At 69.6% G+C, this 17,328-nt stretch carries 17 protein-coding genes; 12 read left to right on the top strand and 5 right to left on the bottom strand.

Annotated features, from left to right (window positions below; genetic code table 11):
• The first annotated feature begins 61 nt into the window (after positions 1-61).
• The 6 genes from ABQJ56_RS13680 (at position 62) to ABQJ56_RS13655 (ending at position 5,229) form a co-directional block, all read left to right on the top strand.
• A complete protein-coding gene (locus tag ABQJ56_RS13680; RefSeq protein ID WP_367845566.1) occupies positions 62-1,441 on the top strand; it encodes a PhoH family protein in 1,380 nt (459 codons plus the stop codon).
• A 51-nt stretch (positions 1,442-1,492) separates the two neighbouring features.
• Positions 1,493-1,786: a GIY-YIG nuclease family protein gene (locus ABQJ56_RS13675; RefSeq protein ID WP_367845565.1), complete on the top strand. Its 294-nt coding sequence runs from the start codon at positions 1,493-1,495 to the stop codon at positions 1,784-1,786.
• A gap of 151 nt (positions 1,787-1,937) precedes the next feature.
• Complete coding sequence (gene thiD / locus ABQJ56_RS13670; protein WP_367845564.1) at positions 1,938-2,723, top strand: bifunctional hydroxymethylpyrimidine kinase/phosphomethylpyrimidine kinase; 786 nt, start codon at positions 1,938-1,940, stop codon at positions 2,721-2,723.
• A gap of 76 nt (positions 2,724-2,799) precedes the next feature.
• Positions 2,800-3,738, top strand: a complete 939-nt coding sequence (locus ABQJ56_RS13665) for an aspartyl/asparaginyl beta-hydroxylase domain-containing protein (RefSeq protein ID WP_367845620.1) — start codon at positions 2,800-2,802, stop codon at positions 3,736-3,738.
• A 59-nt stretch (positions 3,739-3,797) separates the two neighbouring features.
• Complete coding sequence (gene sigJ / locus ABQJ56_RS13660) at positions 3,798-4,724, top strand: RNA polymerase sigma factor SigJ (RefSeq protein ID WP_367845563.1); 927 nt, start codon at positions 3,798-3,800, stop codon at positions 4,722-4,724.
• A gap of 46 nt (positions 4,725-4,770) precedes the next feature.
• Positions 4,771-5,229 carry a carboxymuconolactone decarboxylase family protein gene (locus ABQJ56_RS13655; protein ID WP_367845562.1) on the top strand — a complete coding sequence of 153 codons (459 nt, stop codon included), beginning with the start codon at positions 4,771-4,773 and terminating at the stop codon, positions 5,227-5,229.
• 318 nt (positions 5,230-5,547) lie between these two features.
• Here ABQJ56_RS13655 and ABQJ56_RS13650 read toward each other — a convergent pair whose 3' ends face one another.
• Positions 5,548-6,399 carry an acyltransferase family protein gene (locus ABQJ56_RS13650; protein WP_367845561.1) on the bottom strand — a complete coding sequence of 284 codons (852 nt, stop codon included), beginning with the start codon at positions 6,397-6,399 and terminating at the stop codon, positions 5,548-5,550.
• A gap of 206 nt (positions 6,400-6,605) precedes the next feature.
• On the opposite strand from ABQJ56_RS13650, the gene ABQJ56_RS13645 reads away from it, so the two are divergent.
• Complete coding sequence (locus ABQJ56_RS13645) at positions 6,606-7,256, top strand: DUF2306 domain-containing protein (protein ID WP_367845560.1); 651 nt, start codon at positions 6,606-6,608, stop codon at positions 7,254-7,256.
• A 17-nt stretch (positions 7,257-7,273) separates the two neighbouring features.
• The gene (locus ABQJ56_RS13640) at positions 7,274-8,662 is read left to right on the top strand and encodes a serine hydrolase domain-containing protein (RefSeq protein WP_367845559.1); all 1,389 of its coding nucleotides are present in this window, start codon (positions 7,274-7,276) and stop codon (positions 8,660-8,662) included.
• Here the strand turns inward: ABQJ56_RS13640 and ABQJ56_RS13635 are convergent.
• From ABQJ56_RS13635 to grxC, 4 genes are all read right to left on the bottom strand, one after another.
• Positions 8,628-9,761 carry a helix-turn-helix domain-containing protein gene (locus tag ABQJ56_RS13635; RefSeq protein ID WP_367845558.1) on the bottom strand — a complete coding sequence of 378 codons (1,134 nt, stop codon included), beginning with the start codon at positions 9,759-9,761 and terminating at the stop codon, positions 8,628-8,630. The two genes, ABQJ56_RS13640 and ABQJ56_RS13635, sit on opposite strands and share 35 nt — an antisense overlap.
• 160 nt (positions 9,762-9,921) lie before the next feature.
• Entirely contained in the window at positions 9,922-10,935 is a 1,014-nt protein-coding gene (locus ABQJ56_RS13630) for an isocitrate dehydrogenase (protein ID WP_367845557.1), read from the bottom strand.
• 206 nt (positions 10,936-11,141) lie between these two features.
• Entirely contained in the window at positions 11,142-11,555 is a 414-nt protein-coding gene (locus tag ABQJ56_RS13625; protein ID WP_367845556.1) for a carboxymuconolactone decarboxylase family protein, read from the bottom strand.
• Positions 11,552-11,815 (bottom strand): glutaredoxin 3, encoded by a 264-nt coding sequence (gene grxC, locus ABQJ56_RS13620; RefSeq protein ID WP_367845555.1) that lies wholly within the window; start codon positions 11,813-11,815, stop codon positions 11,552-11,554. The genes ABQJ56_RS13625 and grxC overlap by 4 nt, the downstream gene beginning before the upstream one ends.
• 117 nt (positions 11,816-11,932) lie before the next feature.
• Between grxC and ABQJ56_RS13615 the strand changes: the two genes are divergently transcribed.
• From ABQJ56_RS13615 to ABQJ56_RS13600, 4 genes are all read left to right on the top strand, one after another.
• Positions 11,933-13,624 carry a M48 family metalloprotease gene (locus ABQJ56_RS13615; RefSeq protein ID WP_367845554.1) on the top strand — a complete coding sequence of 564 codons (1,692 nt, stop codon included), beginning with the start codon at positions 11,933-11,935 and terminating at the stop codon, positions 13,622-13,624.
• Positions 13,625-13,890: 266 nt separating this feature from the next.
• Positions 13,891-14,580: a phosphate regulon transcriptional regulator PhoB gene (gene phoB, locus ABQJ56_RS13610; RefSeq protein ID WP_367845553.1), complete on the top strand. Its 690-nt coding sequence runs from the start codon at positions 13,891-13,893 to the stop codon at positions 14,578-14,580.
• Between the two features lie 41 nt (positions 14,581-14,621).
• Positions 14,622-15,920: a phosphate regulon sensor histidine kinase PhoR gene (gene phoR / locus ABQJ56_RS13605; RefSeq protein WP_367845552.1), complete on the top strand. Its 1,299-nt coding sequence runs from the start codon at positions 14,622-14,624 to the stop codon at positions 15,918-15,920.
• 171 nt (positions 15,921-16,091) lie between these two features.
• The gene (locus ABQJ56_RS13600; protein WP_367845551.1) at positions 16,092-17,324 is read left to right on the top strand and encodes an FAD-dependent oxidoreductase; all 1,233 of its coding nucleotides are present in this window, start codon (positions 16,092-16,094) and stop codon (positions 17,322-17,324) included.
• The last annotated feature ends 4 nt before the right edge of the window (positions 17,325-17,328 follow it).

Below are 17,328 nucleotides of genomic sequence, written 5' to 3'. Positions count from 1 at the left end.
TACCCGCGGCATCCGCCATGCCGCGATCCCTTCGTATTGCCCTTCGCGAGGTTCCCGCCGCATGACCGCAAGCAAGCGCATCTACGCCCTCGACACCAACGTGCTGCTGCACGACCCCACCTCGCTGTTCCGCTTCGAGGAACACGACGTATTCGTCCCGATGACGGTGCTGGAGGAACTGGACGAGAAGAAGAAGGGCGGCTCGGAAGTCTCGCGCAACGGCCGCCAGGTCAGCCGCTTCCTCAACGAGCTGATCGTGCGCGGCAACGGCCACGGCATCAGCAACGGCCTGGAGCTGGCCAACCCGCAGGGCGTGAGCCTCAAGCGCGGCGCCGCGGTGGGCCGGCTGTATTTCCAGCAGCGCACCACCGCCAACCACGGCAAGGCGGACAACCTGATCCTCGCCGCGGTGATCGAGCTGCGCGACCAGAACCCCGACCGCGCGGTGATCCTGGTCACCAAGGACATCAACCTGCGCATCAAGGCCAAGATCTACGGCATCGACGCGGAGGACTACGAGAACGACCGCGCGTTGGACGACTTCGCCCTGCTCTACACCGGCTCGGCCGCGCTGCCCGAGGACTTCTGGGACAAGCATCCCGAAGTCGAGTCGTGGAACGAGCGCGGCCGCACCTACTACAAGCTCGACCACCACGAGGACGAGGACTGGTATCCCAACGAGTGCCTGTACCTGCCCGGCGAGGGCGGCGTCGAGCTGCGCGTGCTGCGTCTGGACGAAGGCAAGGCCACCCTTGCGCTGATGGACGACCACAGCCACGCCAACCACCACGTCTGGGGCATCGCCGCGCGCAACCGCGAGCAGAACTTCGCGCTGAATGCACTGATGGATCCGGACATCGACTTCGTCACCCTGCTCGGTACCGCCGGCACCGGCAAGACCCTGCTGGCGCTGGCCGCCGGCCTGGCCCAGGTGATGGACCAGCAGCGCTACCGCGAGATCATCATGACCCGCGCCACGGTGAGCGTGGGCGAGGACATCGGCTTCCTGCCCGGCACCGAGGAAGAGAAGATGACGCCGTGGATGGGCGCGCTCACCGACAACCTCGAAGTGCTGGCCAACCCCGAGGAAGGCGGCAGCTGGGGCCGCCAGGCCACCAACGACCTGCTCGCCTCGCGCATCAAGATCCGCTCGCTGAACTTCATGCGCGGGCGCACCTTCCTGTCGCGCTACCTGATCATCGACGAGGCGCAGAACCTCACGCCCAAGCAGATGAAGACCCTGATCACCCGCGCCGGCCCCGGCACCAAGATCGTCTGCCTGGGCAACGTGGAGCAGATCGACACGCCCTACCTCACCGAAACCACCTCCGGCCTCACCTACGCGGTGGATCGTTTCAAGCAGTGGGAGCATTCGGCGCACGTCACCCTGCGGCGCGGCGAGCGCTCCCGGCTGGCGGATTTCGCGTCCGAGGCGCTGTAACGCTCTTGATCGTCATGCCGGCGCAGGCCGGCATCCAGTGGAGACCACGCCATGGAAAGGCGGCAACCTTGCGTATACATGCTTGCCAGTCGTCGGAACGGCACGTTGTACACCGGCGTCACCAGCAACCTGGCCGGTCGCGCCTGGCAACATCGCAACGAAGTCGTCGCAGGCTTCACCTCGCGCTATCGCGTCCACGATCTGGTCTGGTACGAGCTGCACGAAACCATGGAGTCGGCGATCCTGCGCGAGAAGCAGCTCAAGGAATGGAAGCGCTCCTGGAAACTTCGGCTGATCGAAAGCGGGAACCCCGGATGGTGCGATCTTTATCCAACGCTGCTGTAACTGGATTCCGGCCTTCGCCGGAATGACGATCATGAGCAGGCACCTCGTGCTTGCCGTCATTCCAGCGAAGGCCGGAGGCGCTTTTCAACAGCCAAAGGGCGGGTCATCCAGTAGCCGCCATACCCGACAGTACGACAACCACCAGGCATCGATGTCCCACACCACGCCCCCCATCGCCCTCACCATCGCCAGCTCCGACTCCGGCGGCGGCGCGGGCATCCAGGCCGACCTCAAGACCTTCCACGCCCGCGGCGTGCATGGACTGTCGGCGATCGCCGCGGTCACCTCGCAGAACACGCGCGGCGTGACCGCGGTGCATCCGGTGCCGCTCAGGCACATCCGCAGCCAGATCGCCGCGGTGTTCGACGACTTCCCGATCGCCGCGGTGAAGACCGGCATGCTGGGCGGTGCGGCCATCGTGCGACTGGTGGCGCGCGAGATGGCGGCGCGCAAGCCGGCATGGCTGGTGGTCGATCCGGTGATGATCGCCACCAGCGGCGCGCGCCTGCTCGACGAAGGCGCCATCGCGGTGCTGGTGGACGAGCTGATTCCGCTGGCCGACGTGCTCACGCCGAACCTGCCCGAGGCCGAGGCGCTGCTGGGCTACCCGATCCGCAGCGCGAAAGACTGCACCCGCGCCGGCAACGAGCTGCGTGAGCTCGGCGCCAGGGCCGTGCTGCTCAAGGGCGGCCACGGCAGCGGCCGCGAGGTGGTGGACCGCCTGTTCGACGCGCGCGGCGTGCTGGAGCTGCGCCACCCGCGATTGAAACTGCAAGCCCACGGCACCGGCTGCACGCTGGCCTCGGCGATCGCCGCCGAGCTGGCCAGGGGACAAACGCCTCGCGGCGCCGTGCGACGTGCCGTGGCCTACGTGCAGCGCGCGCTGGCACATGGCTATCAGCCGGGTGGCGCGCCCCTGCGCGTGTTGTCGCACTGAGCGGGTGCGCTGCGGCGGTTCACGGCACGGGCGCTAGAATGCCGCATTGCCCCGCCCCACCTTGCCGCCCGACCCGATGACCCCTCGCCTCGTCCTGCTGATCCTGATCCTGCTGTTCGCGCTGTGCGTGCTGCTGGTGCACCTGCGCGGGCGGGCGCGGCTGCGCTTCGACCGCCAGCTGGTGGATCACTCGGCGATCTTCGCGCCGTACAACCTGCTGATGTACGCGTTCTCCGCGGTACCGGCGCGCCCCATCCTCGACCGCCGCGGCTTCCCGCAACTCGACCTGCTGCAGGCGAACTGGCAGACCATCCGCGCGGAAGCCTTGTCGCTGTTCGACGAGGGCCACATCCGCGCCGCACAGGGTGGCAACGACGCCAGCTTCAACAGCTTCTTCAAGCAGGGCTGGAAGCGCTTCTACCTGAAGTGGTACGGCGAACCGCTGGCCTCGGCCGAGGCCTTGTGCCCGCAGACCGTGGCGCTGCTGAAGTCCATCCCCAGCGTCAAGGCGGCGATGTTCGCCACGCTGGCGCCGAACAGCCGGCTCAACCCGCACCGCGACCCGTTCGCCGGCTCGCTGCGCTACCACCTCGGCCTGATCACCCCGAACTCGCGCGACTGCCGCATCTTCGTCGACGGCGAGGAACACGCCTGGGGCGACGGCAAGGACGTGGTGTTCGACGAGACCTACGTGCACTGGGTGGAGAACAAGACCGACCAGACCCGGGTGATCCTGTTCGCCGACGTGGAACGCCCGCTGCGCACGCGCTGGATGAGCGCGATCAACCATCGTGTGGGGGCCTTCATGGGCAGGATCACCGCTTCGCCGAACACCGAATCGCCGGAAGAGAAGACCGGCTTCGTCAACCGCGTGTTCGCGCTCAACCAGCGCAACCGCGAACGCAACCGCGCGTTCAAGAAGAGACACCCGAAGCTGTTCCGCGTGCTGAAATACCTCGGCATGCTGGTGCTTGCATGGCTGATCGTCTGCGCGCCGTGGCCGTTCGTCCGCTGAAGCTGTAACGCCGAGGCCCGCCCGCGCGTCCTTGCCGCGATTCCCTTGAGGAAACCGCCGTGGATCCGCAAACCGCCCTGTTCCAGCAACACCGCCCGCGACTGTTCGGGCTGGCCTACCGCATGCTCGGCACGCCCGCCGACGCCGAAGACGTCCTGCACGATGCCTGGCTGCGCTGGCACGCGCAGGACACCGACGCGCTGGACGACCCGGAGGCCTGGCTGGTCACCGTGACCACGCGCCTGGCGCTGGACCGCCTGCGCCGCGCCAAGACCGAGCGCGAACACTATCCCGGCCCATGGCTGCCCGAGCCGCTGGTGGAAGAAACCGCGCCCGCTGCAAGCGCCGGCACCGAGACGCCCGAGGCGGCGCTGGAGCGCGACCAGACCCTCACCCTCTCCTTCCTCACCCTGCTGGAACGGCTGGGCCCGGACGAGCGCGCCGCCTTCCTGCTCAACGAGGTGTTCGACTACAGCCATGCCGAAACGGCGGCCATCCTCGGCATCGCCGAGAACGCCTGCCGCCAGCGCGTCCATCGCGCCAGGGCCCGCTTGCGCGAGGACCGCCCGCGCTTCAACGTGGATGCGCGCGCCCAGCAGCGCCTGCTGCAGCGCTTCGTGGCGGCGATGGAACAACCCACGCTGGAATCGCTGCAGGCGCTGTTCGCCGAGGACGCCATCCACATCAGCGACGGCGGCGGCGTGGTCGCCGCCACCCTGCACCCGCTGCACGGTGCCGAGCGACTGGCACGACTGTACCTGCAGATCGCCCACAACACCCGCCTGCAGCCGCTGCGCTACAGCCTGCTCACGCTCAACGGGGCGCCGGCCCTGCTGGCCTGGGCCGGCGACGCGCTGACCACCGCGATCTGGATCGAGGACGACGGCGAGCACATCAGCGCCATCCACGCCCTGCGCCATCCCGGCAAGCTGGCCCGGCTGGCGGCGACGGTCACGAATCCGCCGACTGGCGCGTCCTGGCACTGAGCGGCCCCTTCCGGCCGTCATCCCCGACAGACACAGGAGTTTCCCCATGACCCGCATTTCCATCCAGCGCCACTACGCCGCCATGCAGCCGCTGGTCAAGCTCGGCGAGGAGATCCGCGCACGCGGCCACCTGGACGCCAAGCTGGCCGACCTCGTGCTGATGCGCTGCTCGCAGATCAACGGCTGCGCGTTCTGCCTCGACATGCACAGCAAGGACGCCCGCGCCGCCGGCGAGACCGAGCAGCGCCTGCACCTGCTGCCCGCCTGGCGCGAGACCAAGCTGTACAGCGAAAGCGAGCAGGCCGCCCTGGCCTTCGCCGAGGAACTGACCGAGCTGCCCTCGCACGAGTCGGTCTCCGACGCGCTCTACGAACGGCTGCACCAGCACTTCGACGACGCCGCGGTGATCGACCTGATCCTGCTGGTCGGCCTGATCAACACCTGGAACCGGCTCAACATCGCCGTGCGCACGGAAGGCGGCCACTACAAGCCCGCCGCGCACTGACGTTGCGCGCGCATCCGCGCAGGCTTCAGCCGCCTGCGCGGATGCGCGCGAACACCAGCCACGCCTTCGCCTGCGCCACGCCTGGCAGGGACTTCAGCCGCAGCGCCGGCCGCTCGACCAGGTGCCAGGACAGCACCGCCAGCAGCATGGCCAGCGGCCACGCCAGCAGGATGTTGCCCGCCGGGGTCAGCCGCGGCGCGAGATGCGCCACCAGCTGCTGCATCGGATAGCCCCACAGGTACAGGCCGTACGAGTAATCGCCGAAGCGCAGGCAGCCCAGCCACGGCGAGGCATAGCCGAACGCGAACACGAAGGCGGTCAGCGCCAGCGCGAAGGCGAACGGATAGAGCGGCGTCGCGCGCAGCAGCCAGGCCAGCGCAGCCAGTGCAGCCGCGCACCACCAGCCTGCCGGGATGCGCTCGCGGTTGACGCAGCAGAACACGCCCAGCGCGAAGCAGCCGGCCAGCCGCAGGAACGAGGCCAGCGGCACCAGCGGCACGTGCGCCGGCGCCAGCAGTCCGCAGACGAACAGGGCCGCCAGCAGCAGGTGCAGCACCAGCGGCGGGACAGGATGCCCAACACGCCCGCCAGCGCCACCCAGAGATACATGCGCACCTCGGCCGGCAGCGTCCAGATCGAGCCGTTGACGAACGCCAGCTTCGGGTTGCCGGTGAACACGCCCGGCAGTTCCCACGACAGCCCCTTGCCGAGCTGGACGTTCTTCGACACGTAGCGCACCACCTCGTGGCTGCCGTAGTAGTCATGCAGCGGCAGGCTGGTGCACGCGGCGCCCAGCACGAAGGCCGTGCCCAGCAGGCACACGATGTAGGCGGGATAGATGCGCAGCAGCCGCGCCCACAGGAAATCCGCCAGGTGCTGCCGGCGCAGGTAGCTGCCGGCGATCATGAAGCCGCTGACCACGAAGAACACGTCCACCGCCAGGTCGCCGGAGTAGCTGCCCCAGCCCAGCCAGACGAAGACATCCGGCCAGCCCCGGCCACCGGTGATGGCAGGCGCGTGGCCGTAGATCACCAGGCTCGCCGCCAGCAGCCGCAACAGCAGGAAGTTGTCGCGGCCGCCGGCCAGGCCATCGGCGACAGTGGCAATGCGACGCGAGACCGGACGATCCCGCCCGCCGCGCAGACCCGACAGCCATTCCTTCGCCCTCATGCACTCTCCCTTCGACCGGCAAGCAACGCCAACGGCGCAGCGCGCATCTTAGAGGCTGTCCCGGTCTCCCGCTTGCACCGGATACGTCCGAACCGGCCGGATCGCACCTGCGCGCCGCGGGCTGCCGTACGGTTCCGCCGTCCCGGACGAGGCTGGATGTCCATCGCCGCATGCTGACTGCTCCTTCCGACGAACGGGACCATCCCATGCGCGATCGATCCGTCAGGCTCCTGCGCTGCATCGCCATCCTGACGTTCACCGTGCTCTCGATCGCGGTCGCCGCGTATGCGTTCGCCTATCTCTATCGCGAGCACTCGCCGTACAACCGCTTCGCCGCCCAGTTCGCCGTGTCCGGGCTGGACGTGCCGGCGCATTTCTTCGGCGCCGGACTCGCGTTGCTGCTGACTCCGCTGCAGCTGGGCGCCACCGTGCGCCGGCTCGCGCCCCGCCTGCACCGGCTGAGTGGCTGGCTCGCCGCCAGCGGCATCCTGGTGGCGGCCCTCGCCGCCCTGTCGATGGCCCGGCACACGCAAGGCGGCGCGGCCAGCGGACTGGCCCTGGCAACCCTGGCCCTGGCCTGGCTGTTCTGCATGGGCAAGGGCATCCGCCACATCGTGGCCGGCGACGTCGCCGGCCATCGCCGCTGGATGTGCCGTACCGCCGCGCTCAGCTTCACCGCGGTGACGCTGCGGTTGATCCTGGCCCTCGGCACGGCGCTCCACCTGCCGTTCCTGCCGGTCTACGTCTTCGCGACCTGGGCCTGCTGGCCGATCAACCTGGCCGTGTGCGAAGTCCTGCTGCGCAGGCGCGCCATCCGGCAACACCCATCCCCTGCCGCCTCGGCGGCGCAATCGTGAAGCGAAGGAAGCATCCGATGACTGCACGCATCCTGAAAATCGTCCTGGGCCTGCTGCTGGCCAGCATGCTCGCCGGCACGGCCTGGCTGTGCACGGCGGGCAGGCCCTTGCTGCTCGTCGCCACCGGCTCGGTCAGCCAGGGACTGTGCGACGCGGTGTTCGTCAGCCGCGTCGATCCCGGCCGCGTGTTCCGCGAGCAGCATGCGCCGCTGATGCGCGGCATCGGCTGGGCGGTCCGCTGGCAGGTGGACCGCGCGCACGACGAAGTGCACGCCAGCGTGCTCGGGGGTTTCGGCGCACGCGCCGTGTTCCGCCCGGGACTGGGTTGCCTGCTGCTGCACGATGATGGCCCGGCGCCCGAGGCTGCCGGCTTCACGCCCTCCCCCATCGCCAGCCCGTTCCCGGGCCGTCCGGTCGCCCCGAACGACCCCGCGATCCGCCGCGCGCTGGACCGCGCCTTCGCCGAACCCGACCCCGCGCATCCGCGCAACACCAAGGCCGTGGTGGTGCTGCACGACGGCCGGCTCATCGCCGAGCGCTACGCACCAGGCTACGGGCCGGACACGCCGATCTGGGCGCATTCGCTGACCAAGTCGCTGACCAGCGCGCTGATCGGCATCCTGGTGCGCGAAGACAGGCTGCGGCGGCAACAGCCTGCACCGGTCGCCGGATGGCGGTCGCCCGGCGACCCCCGCCATGCGATCACCATCGACCAGTTGCTGCGCATGGACAGCGGCCTGCCGTTCGACGAGACCGATGGCGCGCTGAACCCGCTGACCCGCATGACCTTCCTGGAACGCGACATGGCCGGATACGCGGCGCGGATGCCGCTGGCCCACGCGCCCGGCACCGCGTGGGGCTACAGCAACCTGGGCTACGTGCTGCTCGGCCGCATGGTCACGGATGCCACCGGCGGCAGCGCCGCGGACGCCGAGCGCTTCGCGCGGCGCGAGCTGTTCGCGCCGCTGGGCATGGCGCACACGGTGATCCAGACCGACGCCGACGGCACCCTGGTCGGCGCGAGCGGCAGCTACGGCACGGCGCGCGACTTCGCCCGCTTCGGCCAGCTCTACCTCGACGACGGCGTGGTCGGCGGCCAGCGCATCCTGCCCGCGGGCTGGGTGGCCTACAGCCACTCGCAGACACTGGACACCGGCTACGGCGCGGGCTTCTGGCTGAACGTCAGGAACGACACCCGGGTGCCGGTGTGGAACGCGTCCTGGGGCATGCCGCAGCTGCCGAAGGACATGTACTACGCGCGCGGCGCGTTCGGGCAGTACGTGGTGATCGTGCCGTCCGAGCAACTGGTGGTGGTGCGCATGGGCATCTCGCTGGACTACGGCGACGACACCGGCGACCTGGTGGCCGCGATCATCGCCGCCCTGCACCGCCAGCCACCGCCGTGAGCGGCTGCGCCGCCTTGCGGTAGGCGCTGGGCGTGTCGCCCACCTGCCGCTTGAAGGCGGCATTGAAGGTGGACTTGGAGGTGAAGCCGCAGGCGTAGGCGATGTCGAGGATGCTGCGCGTGTCGCCGGCGTCGGCCAGGCGCTCGCGCGCCGCTTCCACGCGCAGCCGGTTGATGTAGTCCCAGAACGTGCCGCCGAAGCGGCGGTTGATCACCGCCGACACCAGGTACTCGGGATAGCCGCTGCGCTTCGCCACCTGGCCGATGGTCAGCGCCGGCTCCAGGTACAGCGGCGCGGCGCCGCCCATCAGCTCCGCGAGGCGGGCCTGCACGGCATCGGAACGGGCGTCGTCGGGCGCGACTTCCAGGCGTTCGGATGCCGGCGCGGGCGGCGGATCGGGTTCGACCACCACCGGCGCCTGGTTCAGGCTGAACCAGCCCACCACGCACACCCAGGCCGCCACCAGGCCGAACAGCAGCATGTAGTTGATCACCGGCATCCACACCACCGCCTGCACGATGGCGACGATCCAGATCACGATCTGGCACAGCGCCAGCACGTCGATCCAGCGCAACGCATGGCGGTCGGCGTCCGAGCGCCGCTCGCGCAACCCGCGCCGGTGGCGGTGAACGCGCACCAGCGCCGCCGCCACGTAGGACAGGCTGTAGACGAACAGCGGCCCGTCGAACCACACGCCGACGTTGCGCTCGCCGGCGATCCAGCGCGCCGACAGCGCCGCGATCCGCGCATGGTCCATCGTCCACACGTAGCCGCTGGCCACGAACATCGCGCCGAAGCCGAGCAGGTGCACGCAGTCGCGCCAGCGGAAGCCGCGCCCCTGCGTCAGCGTGCGCACGTAGAGGTAGAACAGGCTGCCGTAGAGGAACGGGAACAGCGCCACGAAGCGATAGGCACGGAACCACTCCGGCGCCAGCGTGTGCCAGTACGCCGCCTTCACCGCTAGGTCGAGGCCGGCCAGTGCCACCCACAGGGCGAGCAGCCGGTTCGCCTCTCGGTTGGCCGGCCGTCGCCACAGCGCCAGCGCGAGCAGGGCGGCCTGCAGGGCCGCGGCAAAGTAGAGGAAAACCCAGGACGTCATGCGCGCGAGGACGGGTGAAGGCGCCGGAGGCCGCCAGGACCATCGATGCTAGCGAGACGGGCGGCGCCGTTCCAGAACACGCCGTCGCAGAACATGCCGTCCGGAAACGCGAAGGCCGCGGACGATGCCGCGGCCTCCGGAGACTTTCGCGCGGGGCGGATCAGCCCTTCACGCGCTTCGCGATCGCCTCGCCGAAACTCTCGGTGCTGCCCTTGCCGCCGAGGTCCGGCGTGACGCTGTCGCGGTCGTGCGTCATGGTGTCGCGGATCGCGGCGCGCAGCTTGTCGCCCTTGTCCACCATGCCGAGGTGGTCGAGCATGTCGGCCGCGGCCAGCAGCAGCGCGCAGGGGTTGGCGATGCCCTTGCCGGCGATGTCCGGCGCGGAGCCGTGCACCGCCTCGAAGATCGCCGCGCTCGCGCCGATGTTGTCGCCCGGCGCCAGGCCCAGGCCGCCGACCAGGCCGGCGCAGAGGTCGGAGAGGATGTCGCCGAACAGGTTGGTGGTGACGATCACGTCGAACTGCTCGGGCTTCATCACCAGCTGCATGCAGGTGTTGTCCACGATCATCTCGTTGAACTCGATCTGCGGGTATTCCTTCGCCACTTCGCGCGCCACGTTGAGGAACAGGCCCGAGGCGGTCTTGATGATGTTCGCCTTGTGCACGGCCGTGACCTTCTTGCGGCCCTTCTTCACCGCCAGCTCGAAGGCGTAGCGCACGATGCGCTCGCTGCCCTTGCGCGTGTTGCGGATCATCGAGATCGCGGTCTGGCCGTCCTCGGACAGAGACTGGCCTTCGGCGAGGTACGCGCCCTCGGTGTTCTCGCGCACCGTGATGATGTCGATGTTGTCGAAGCGCGCCCTGGTGCCGGGGAAGCTGATCGCCGGGCGCACGTTGGCGTACAGGTCGAAGTGGCGGCGCAGGGTGACGTTGATCGAGGTGAAGCCGCCGCCGATCGGCGTGGTCAGCGGGCCCTTCAGCGCCACCTTGTGTTCGGCGATCTTGTCCAGCGTGGCCTTGGGCAGCAGGTCGCCATGCTTCTCCAGCGCCACCATGCCGGCGTCGGCGAAATCATAGGAAAGGCCGCAGTCCAGCGCGTCGAGCACGCGCAGCGTGGCGGTCATGATCTCCGGGCCGATGCCGTCGCCCGGGATCACCGCGATGGTCTTGCTCATGGGGAAACTCCATTGGGGAATGAAACCATCGACCGCTGCCGCGGGAAGGGGCACAAGGATCGACAAGCCCGCAATTATCGCCCATCCGTACGGGAGCGAACAGGCGGGAGCGCCCGCAAGACGTTGAAAATCCTCGCACGGAGCGTTGCGGGAACTCGCATGCCAGGCTCTCTCCTCTCTCACCCTGGGGGAGAGGGAGCACTCCGTCAGGCGTGGTCGGCGCAGCTGCCGGACGAACCGGCCTCGCCCGCTTCCAGGCGATCCAGGAAATCCACCGCGCGGCGCAGGTGCGGGATCACGATGGAGCCGCCCACCACCAGGCCCACGCTGAAGGTCTCGAAGAACTCCTCGCGCGTGACGCCGGCCTCCCTGCATTGCGCCACGTGGTAACTGATGCAGTCGTCGCAGCGCAGCACCATCGAGGCGACCAGGCCCAGCAGTTCCTTGGTCTTCACGTCCAGCGCGCCGGGCTTGTAGGTCTGCGTGTCCAGCGCGAAGAAGCGCCGCACCACCTGGCTGTCCTCGGCCAGGATGCGCTCGTTCATGCGCTGGCGGAACGCGGTGAACTCGGCCACGCGGTCCTTTTCGCCGCGGTTGCCGTCGTCCTGGCCGCCGCTCATGCGGCTTCGCCCAGCAGCTGGGCCAGCTTGCCGCTGCGATCGGCGGCCACCAGGTCGTCGTAGCCGCCCACCAGCTGGTCGTTGACGAAGATCTGCGGCACCGTGCGGCGGCCGCCGCTGCGCGCCAGCATGGCGTCGCGCTGCGCGGGATCGGTATCCACGCGGATGTCTTCCCAGCTCAGGCCCTTGGCCTTGAGCAGGTTCTTCGCCGCCACGCAGTACGGACAGACCGCGGTGGAATAGACTTCGATCTTGGGCATTGCCGGGCTCCACGGACATCTGCCGCCCAGATGGCGGCGGATGCTTGCAAAAACAAGCCGGCAGGCGCTGAACTGCACCTGCCGGCGACGGTCATACCCCATATTGTCCCCCAACTCATGTCCATGGCACCACGACGCCCCGCCACGCGCCTGCTGACCACCCTGGTCCTCGCCGGCCTCGCCTTCGCCGCCGGGGCACAGGACAACGTGCGCCTGCCCGACCTCGGCAGCTCGGCGAACGCGCTGATCTCGCCGCAGGAGGCGCAGGACTACGGTGCGGCGATGCTGCGCCAGATGCGCGCGCTGGACATGGTGGTGGACGACCCGCTGCTGGACGACTACATCAACGACCTCGGCTTCCGCCTGGTCGCCGCCTGCGCCAAGCCGCGCGACCACTTCGCGTTCTTCATCGTCAAGGACGACGAGATCAACGCCTTCGCCGCGCCGGGCGGCTACATCGCGGTGAACTCGGGCCTGATCACCATCACCCGCAACGAGAGCGAGCTGGCCGGCGTGATCGCCCACGAGATCGGCCACATCACCCAGAACCACCTGCAACGCGCGTTCGAGGCCTCGAAGAAGGACGCGCCGTTGATGGCGCTGGTGCTGCTGGGCGCGATCGCCGCCGGCACCGCCGGCCGCAGCGCCGGCGACGCGCCGATGGCGGTGCTCGCCGGCGGCCAGGGCCTGCTCATGCAGAAGTCGATCAACTTCACCCGCAAGGACGAGATCGAGGCCGACCGCGCCGGCATCCAGACCCTCGCCAACGCCGGCTTCGATCCGAACGCGATGGCCGCGTTCTTCGGACACATGGAGGACGTGATGAGCGCCGGCGCCGGCGGCGAGGCGCCCTCGTTCCTGCAGGACCACCCGGTCACCAGCGACCGCATCGCCGACGCCAGGGCGCGTGCCGGCGCGCTGATCGCCGCGCAGAAGCTGCGCCCCTCCGGCGACACCCTGCTCAAGGGCCAGTGGGAACAGATCACCGCGCCGATGCCGTTCGTGCGCGAACCGATCCGCCTCGACAGGGACGCTCCCGCCCCGGACGACCTCGGCACCTACGCGTTGATGCGCGAACGGGTGCGCGTGCTGGCCGGCAACGCCCTCCGGCTGGCCACCTGGTACGGTACCAACCTCAAGGACCGGCCCGGATTCGACATCCCGGCGAACCGCTACGGCTACGCGCTGGCGCTCACCCGCAGCGACCGCGGCGCGCAGGCGATGACACAGCTGCAGCCGCTGCTCAAGGCGCACAGGGACAGCCTGATCCTCAACCTGGCGCTGGCCGACGCCGAGCTGCAGGCCGGCCAGCGGGACGCCGCGCTGGCGCTGTACCGCGACCTCAACCAGCAGTCGCCGCGCAACCGCGCGGTGGCGCTGGCCTACGCCACTGCGCTCACCGACGGCGGCGACAAGCAGCAGGTCGCCACCGCGGCGGACCTGCTGCGCCCGCTGCTGGAAAACAGCGACCAGCCCGAGATCTACACCGCCTACGCCCGCGCCAGCGACAAGGCCGGCGACGGTGAACGCGCCGGCGAGGCCTGGGCCGACGCCAGCTACTACTCCGGCCGTCCGTTCGACGCGATGGAGCAGCTGAAGCGCCTGCTCCAGCGCGCCGACCTCAGCTACTACGCCCGCGCGCGCATCCAGGCGCGCATCGCCGAACTCACCCCGCTGGTGCTGGAGCTGCGCAAGCGCAAGATCGGCACGCCGGACAACCCCGCCACCCGCGACGATTCGCAGCAGCTGCAGGACGGGCATTGCGCCGGACGACTGTGTTTCGGCCTGGATACAGGCGGTTCTTACTGAAAAGTGCGGCCATGGACGGCCGCTTCTTGACTCTTGCGCTCAAGGATGAGCGCATAAGTACAGCAAGTGCGGCCATGAGTAGCCGCTTTTATGAGCAATGCGGCCATGGATGGCTGCCCGTTTGATTCTGCACTCATGGACGAGTGCACAGGTATGTAACTGCTCACGGACAAGCGCACAAACAACCCACACAAGCAATCCATGTCATCGCCGCGTAACATTTCTGCATTGCAATATCCCGGTCACAGGCCACGGACCTTGCCCGCGTGCACAAGCGCATCCTGATCGTCGAAGATGAAACCTCGATCCGCGAGATGATCGCGTTCGCCCTGCGCAAGGCCGACATGGAGGCGATGCAGGCCGCCGACGCCCGCGCCGCCCAGCTGGCCATCTCCGAGCAGGTGCCCGACCTGATCCTGCTGGACTGGATGCTGCCGGGCATGAGCGGGCTGGAACTGGCGCGCCGCCTGCGCAAGGAGGAGCTGAGCCGGGAGATCCCGATCATCATGCTCACCGCGCGCGGCGAGGAGATGGACCGCGTCAACGGCCTCGAGGCCGGCGTGGACGACTACGTGGTCAAGCCGTTCTCCACCCGCGAGCTGCTCGCGCGGATCAAGGCGGTGCTGCGACGCAGCCACGGCGACGACGGCTCCGGCGTGGTGGAGCTGGGCCGGCTGCGCATCGACGGCCCCGCGCACCGCGTGTTCGCCGGCGAGGAGCCGGTGACCATCGGCCCCACCGAATACCGCCTGCTGCACTTCTTCATGACCCACCCCGAGCGCGTGTACTCGCGCGCGCAGCTGCTCGACCACGTGTGGGGCGGCAGCGTCTACGTGGAGGAGCGCACCGTGGACGTGCACATCCGCCGCCTGCGCAAGACGCTGGAACCATGGCAATTGCATGACATGGTGCAGACGGTGCGCGGCAGCGGCTACCGCTTCTCGGCCAGCGTCTGACCTGCTTGCGGCGGCCCGGGCTTTTGCCGATGCTGGCCGCCATGCCACCCTCCCGGACGCAAGACCCGACGACTCCCGCGCACCGCGCCTGGGCACTCCCTGTGGCGCTGGCCGCGGGTCTGCTCGCCGGCGCGCTGCTGGGCTGGCTGGCCGGCGGCCGCGTCGCATCGGGCGTGGCCATCGTCGCCGTGGCGGAAATCGTCTTGCTGCTGACCCGATTCGGTCATGTGACGCGATCCATCATGCCGCCGCCCGCCACGGCCGCCACGCCACGCCATGACCGTCTCCTGATGCGCACCCGCCGCCTCGCTTCCAACCTGCGCGACCTGCGCCGTACCGCCAGCCAGTTGCCCGACGCCGTGGTCCTGCTCGACCAGGAACAGCACGTGCGCTGGTGCAACCACGCCGCCGAGACCCTGCTCGGCCTGCGCCTGCCGCAGGACCGCGGCGCGCTGCTGCGGCAGCGGCTGCAGGCCTCCGAACTGGCCGGCTGGCTGCAGCAGGGCGGCGAGCGCGAACCGCTGCACGACACCATCGCGCCCGGCAAGCCCGACAGCCAGATCAGCGTGAGCCTGCTGCCGTTCGGCCGCCGCCAGCAGGTGCTGCTGGCGCGCGACACCAGCCACGTCACCCGGCTGGAGCAGATGCGCCGGGACTTCGTGGCCAACGTCTCGCACGAGCTGCGCACGCCGCTCACCGTGATCCACGGCTACCTCGAGCTGATCGACCCCGAGGACGTGCCCGCGCTGGCACCGGTGCTGGGGGAAATGCGCGCGCAGTCGCGGCGCATGGGCCAGATCGTGGAGGACCTGCTCACCTTGTCGCGGCTGGAGACCCAGCACCACGTCGAAGACGAGCGCGTGCCGATGGCACCGCTGCTGGCCACCCTGCGCAAGGAAGCCGAGGCGCTCAGCCAGGGCCGCCACACCATCGCGGTGGAGGCCGAGGCCGGCCTCGACCTGCTCGGCTCGCCCAAGGACCTGCACAGCGCGCTGTCCAACCTGGTCAGCAACGCGGTGCGCTACACCCCCGCCGGCGGCAGCATCACGATCCGCTGGCGGCGCAGCGCGGACGGCGCGGTGTACTCGGTCAGCGACAGCGGCTACGGCATCCCCGCCAGCCACCTCGCCCGGCTCACCGAACGCTTCTACCGCGTTTCCTCCAGCCGCTCGCGCGGCACCGGCGGCACCGGACTGGGCCTGTCCATCGTCAAGCACGTGCTGAACCTGCACCAGGCGCGGCTGAGCATCGAAAGCGAACCGGGCCGCGGCTCCACCTTCGCCTGCCACTTCGGACCGGAACGCCTGCCTTCGGTGGACGACCGGTTTGGCGAAACCTGAAATGGCCTGGGTCGACCATTGACGTGGCGCCCCGCCGGATCCTCCGGACCCGGTGAATCCCGACCTCGTTTCTGCCATCGACACGGACACTGGACGCCGCGGCAAGAACCCTTCGAGAATGGAAAATCGCCATTCGCGATGGCGCCATCCCGTCCGAGCAGGAGTCGCCCGATGTCCGAAGGCCTGTCGCAAACGCGTTGCTGCGTGGTCGGCGGCGGTCCCGCCGGCATGATGCTCGGGCTGCTGCTGGCGCGTGCCGGCGCGGCGGTGACGGTGCTGGAAAAGCACGGCGACTTCCTGCGCGATTTCCGCGGCGACACGGTGCACCCGTCCACGCTGGCGATCCTCGACGAGCTGGGACTGCGCGCCGGATTCGACGCGTTGCCGCAACACCGCGTGGAACACCTGGATGCGATCGTCGGCGGCCGGCCGCAACCCATCGTGGACTTCCGCGGCCTGCATCCCTACGGCTACCTGGCCCTGGTGCCGCAGTGGAACTTCCTCGACCTGCTGGCACGGGAGGGGCAACGCCATCCCTCGTTCGACCTGCGCATGCGGCATTGCGCGACCGATCTGCTGCGCGAGCAAGGACGGGTCGCAGGCGTGCGGGTGAACGGACCGGACGACGCCTACGACCTGCGCGCCGACCTGGTGGTGGCCTGCGACGGCCGCCATTCCACCCTGCGCGAGGCGGCGGGCCTCGTGGCACGCGACTACGGCGCGCCGATGGACGTGCTGTGGTTCCGCCTGCCGCGCAAGGACAGCGATCCGCAGGACACCTTCGGCATCGTCGACCGCGGCCACATGATGGTGCTGCTGAACCGCGACGACTACTGGCAGGTGGCCTACCTGGTGCCCAAGGGCAGCGACGCCGCGCTGCGCGCGCAGCCGGTGCAGGTGCTGCGCGACGGCGTGGCGGAACTGGCCGCCTTCCTCGCCGACCGCAAGGACGCCATCGCCGGCTGGGACGCGGTCAGCACGCTCACCGTGAAGATCGACCGCCTGCCGCGCTGGCACCTGCCGGGCCTGCTGCTGCTCGGCGACGCCGCGCACGCGATGTCGCCGATCGGCGGCGTCGGCATCAACCTGGCGATCCAGGACGCGGTGGCGGCGGCGAACCGGCTGGCCGGGCCGCTGCGTGCCGGCGCCCCCATCGACGAGACGCTGCTGGCGCAGGTGCAGCAACGACGCGAGTTCCCGGTGCGGGTGGTGCAGCGCGTGCAGATGCTGATGCAGCGACGGCTGATCTCCAGCGTGCTGGAGCAGCGCGGCGAACCGCCGCGCGTGCCGGCCCTGCTGCGCTGGCTGCTGGGCTTCCGCGCGGTGCGGCACGTGCCCGCGCGGCTGTTCGGCTACGGCCTGCGCCGCGAGTACGTGGCGTGCGGCCCCGCACGCGACGCGTGAGGTG

Origin of the sequence: Rhodanobacter geophilus (genome assembly GCF_040812275.1) — a bacterium.
GTDB lineage: Bacteria > Pseudomonadota > Gammaproteobacteria > Xanthomonadales > Rhodanobacteraceae > Rhodanobacter_A > Rhodanobacter_A geophilus.
This window is presented reverse-complemented; position numbering and strand designations above follow the sequence as displayed.

Coding starts and splice junctions, on each gene's coding strand:
- ABQJ56_RS13680 (WP_367845566.1), top strand. CDS start 62: ATGACCGCAAGCAAGCGCATCTACGCCCTCGACACCAACGTGCTGCTG.
- ABQJ56_RS13675 (WP_367845565.1), top strand. CDS start 1,493: ATGGAAAGGCGGCAACCTTGCGTATACATGCTTGCCAGTCGTCGGAAC.
- thiD (WP_367845564.1), top strand. CDS start 1,938: ATGTCCCACACCACGCCCCCCATCGCCCTCACCATCGCCAGCTCCGAC.
- ABQJ56_RS13665 (WP_367845620.1), top strand. CDS start 2,800: ATGACCCCTCGCCTCGTCCTGCTGATCCTGATCCTGCTGTTCGCGCTG.
- ABQJ56_RS13655 (WP_367845562.1), top strand. CDS start 4,771: ATGACCCGCATTTCCATCCAGCGCCACTACGCCGCCATGCAGCCGCTG.
- ABQJ56_RS13650 (WP_367845561.1), bottom strand. CDS start 6,399: ATGAGGGCGAAGGAATGGCTGTCGGGTCTGCGCGGCGGGCGGGATCGT.
- ABQJ56_RS13645 (WP_367845560.1), top strand. CDS start 6,606: ATGCGCGATCGATCCGTCAGGCTCCTGCGCTGCATCGCCATCCTGACG.
- ABQJ56_RS13640 (WP_367845559.1), top strand. CDS start 7,274: ATGACTGCACGCATCCTGAAAATCGTCCTGGGCCTGCTGCTGGCCAGC.
- ABQJ56_RS13635 (WP_367845558.1), bottom strand. CDS start 9,761: ATGACGTCCTGGGTTTTCCTCTACTTTGCCGCGGCCCTGCAGGCCGCC.
- ABQJ56_RS13630 (WP_367845557.1), bottom strand. CDS start 10,935: ATGAGCAAGACCATCGCGGTGATCCCGGGCGACGGCATCGGCCCGGAG.
- ABQJ56_RS13625 (WP_367845556.1), bottom strand. CDS start 11,555: ATGAGCGGCGGCCAGGACGACGGCAACCGCGGCGAAAAGGACCGCGTG.
- grxC (WP_367845555.1), bottom strand. CDS start 11,815: ATGCCCAAGATCGAAGTCTATTCCACCGCGGTCTGTCCGTACTGCGTG.
- ABQJ56_RS13615 (WP_367845554.1), top strand. CDS start 11,933: ATGTCCATGGCACCACGACGCCCCGCCACGCGCCTGCTGACCACCCTG.
- phoR (WP_367845552.1), top strand. CDS start 14,622: ATGCCACCCTCCCGGACGCAAGACCCGACGACTCCCGCGCACCGCGCC.
- ABQJ56_RS13600 (WP_367845551.1), top strand. CDS start 16,092: ATGTCCGAAGGCCTGTCGCAAACGCGTTGCTGCGTGGTCGGCGGCGGT.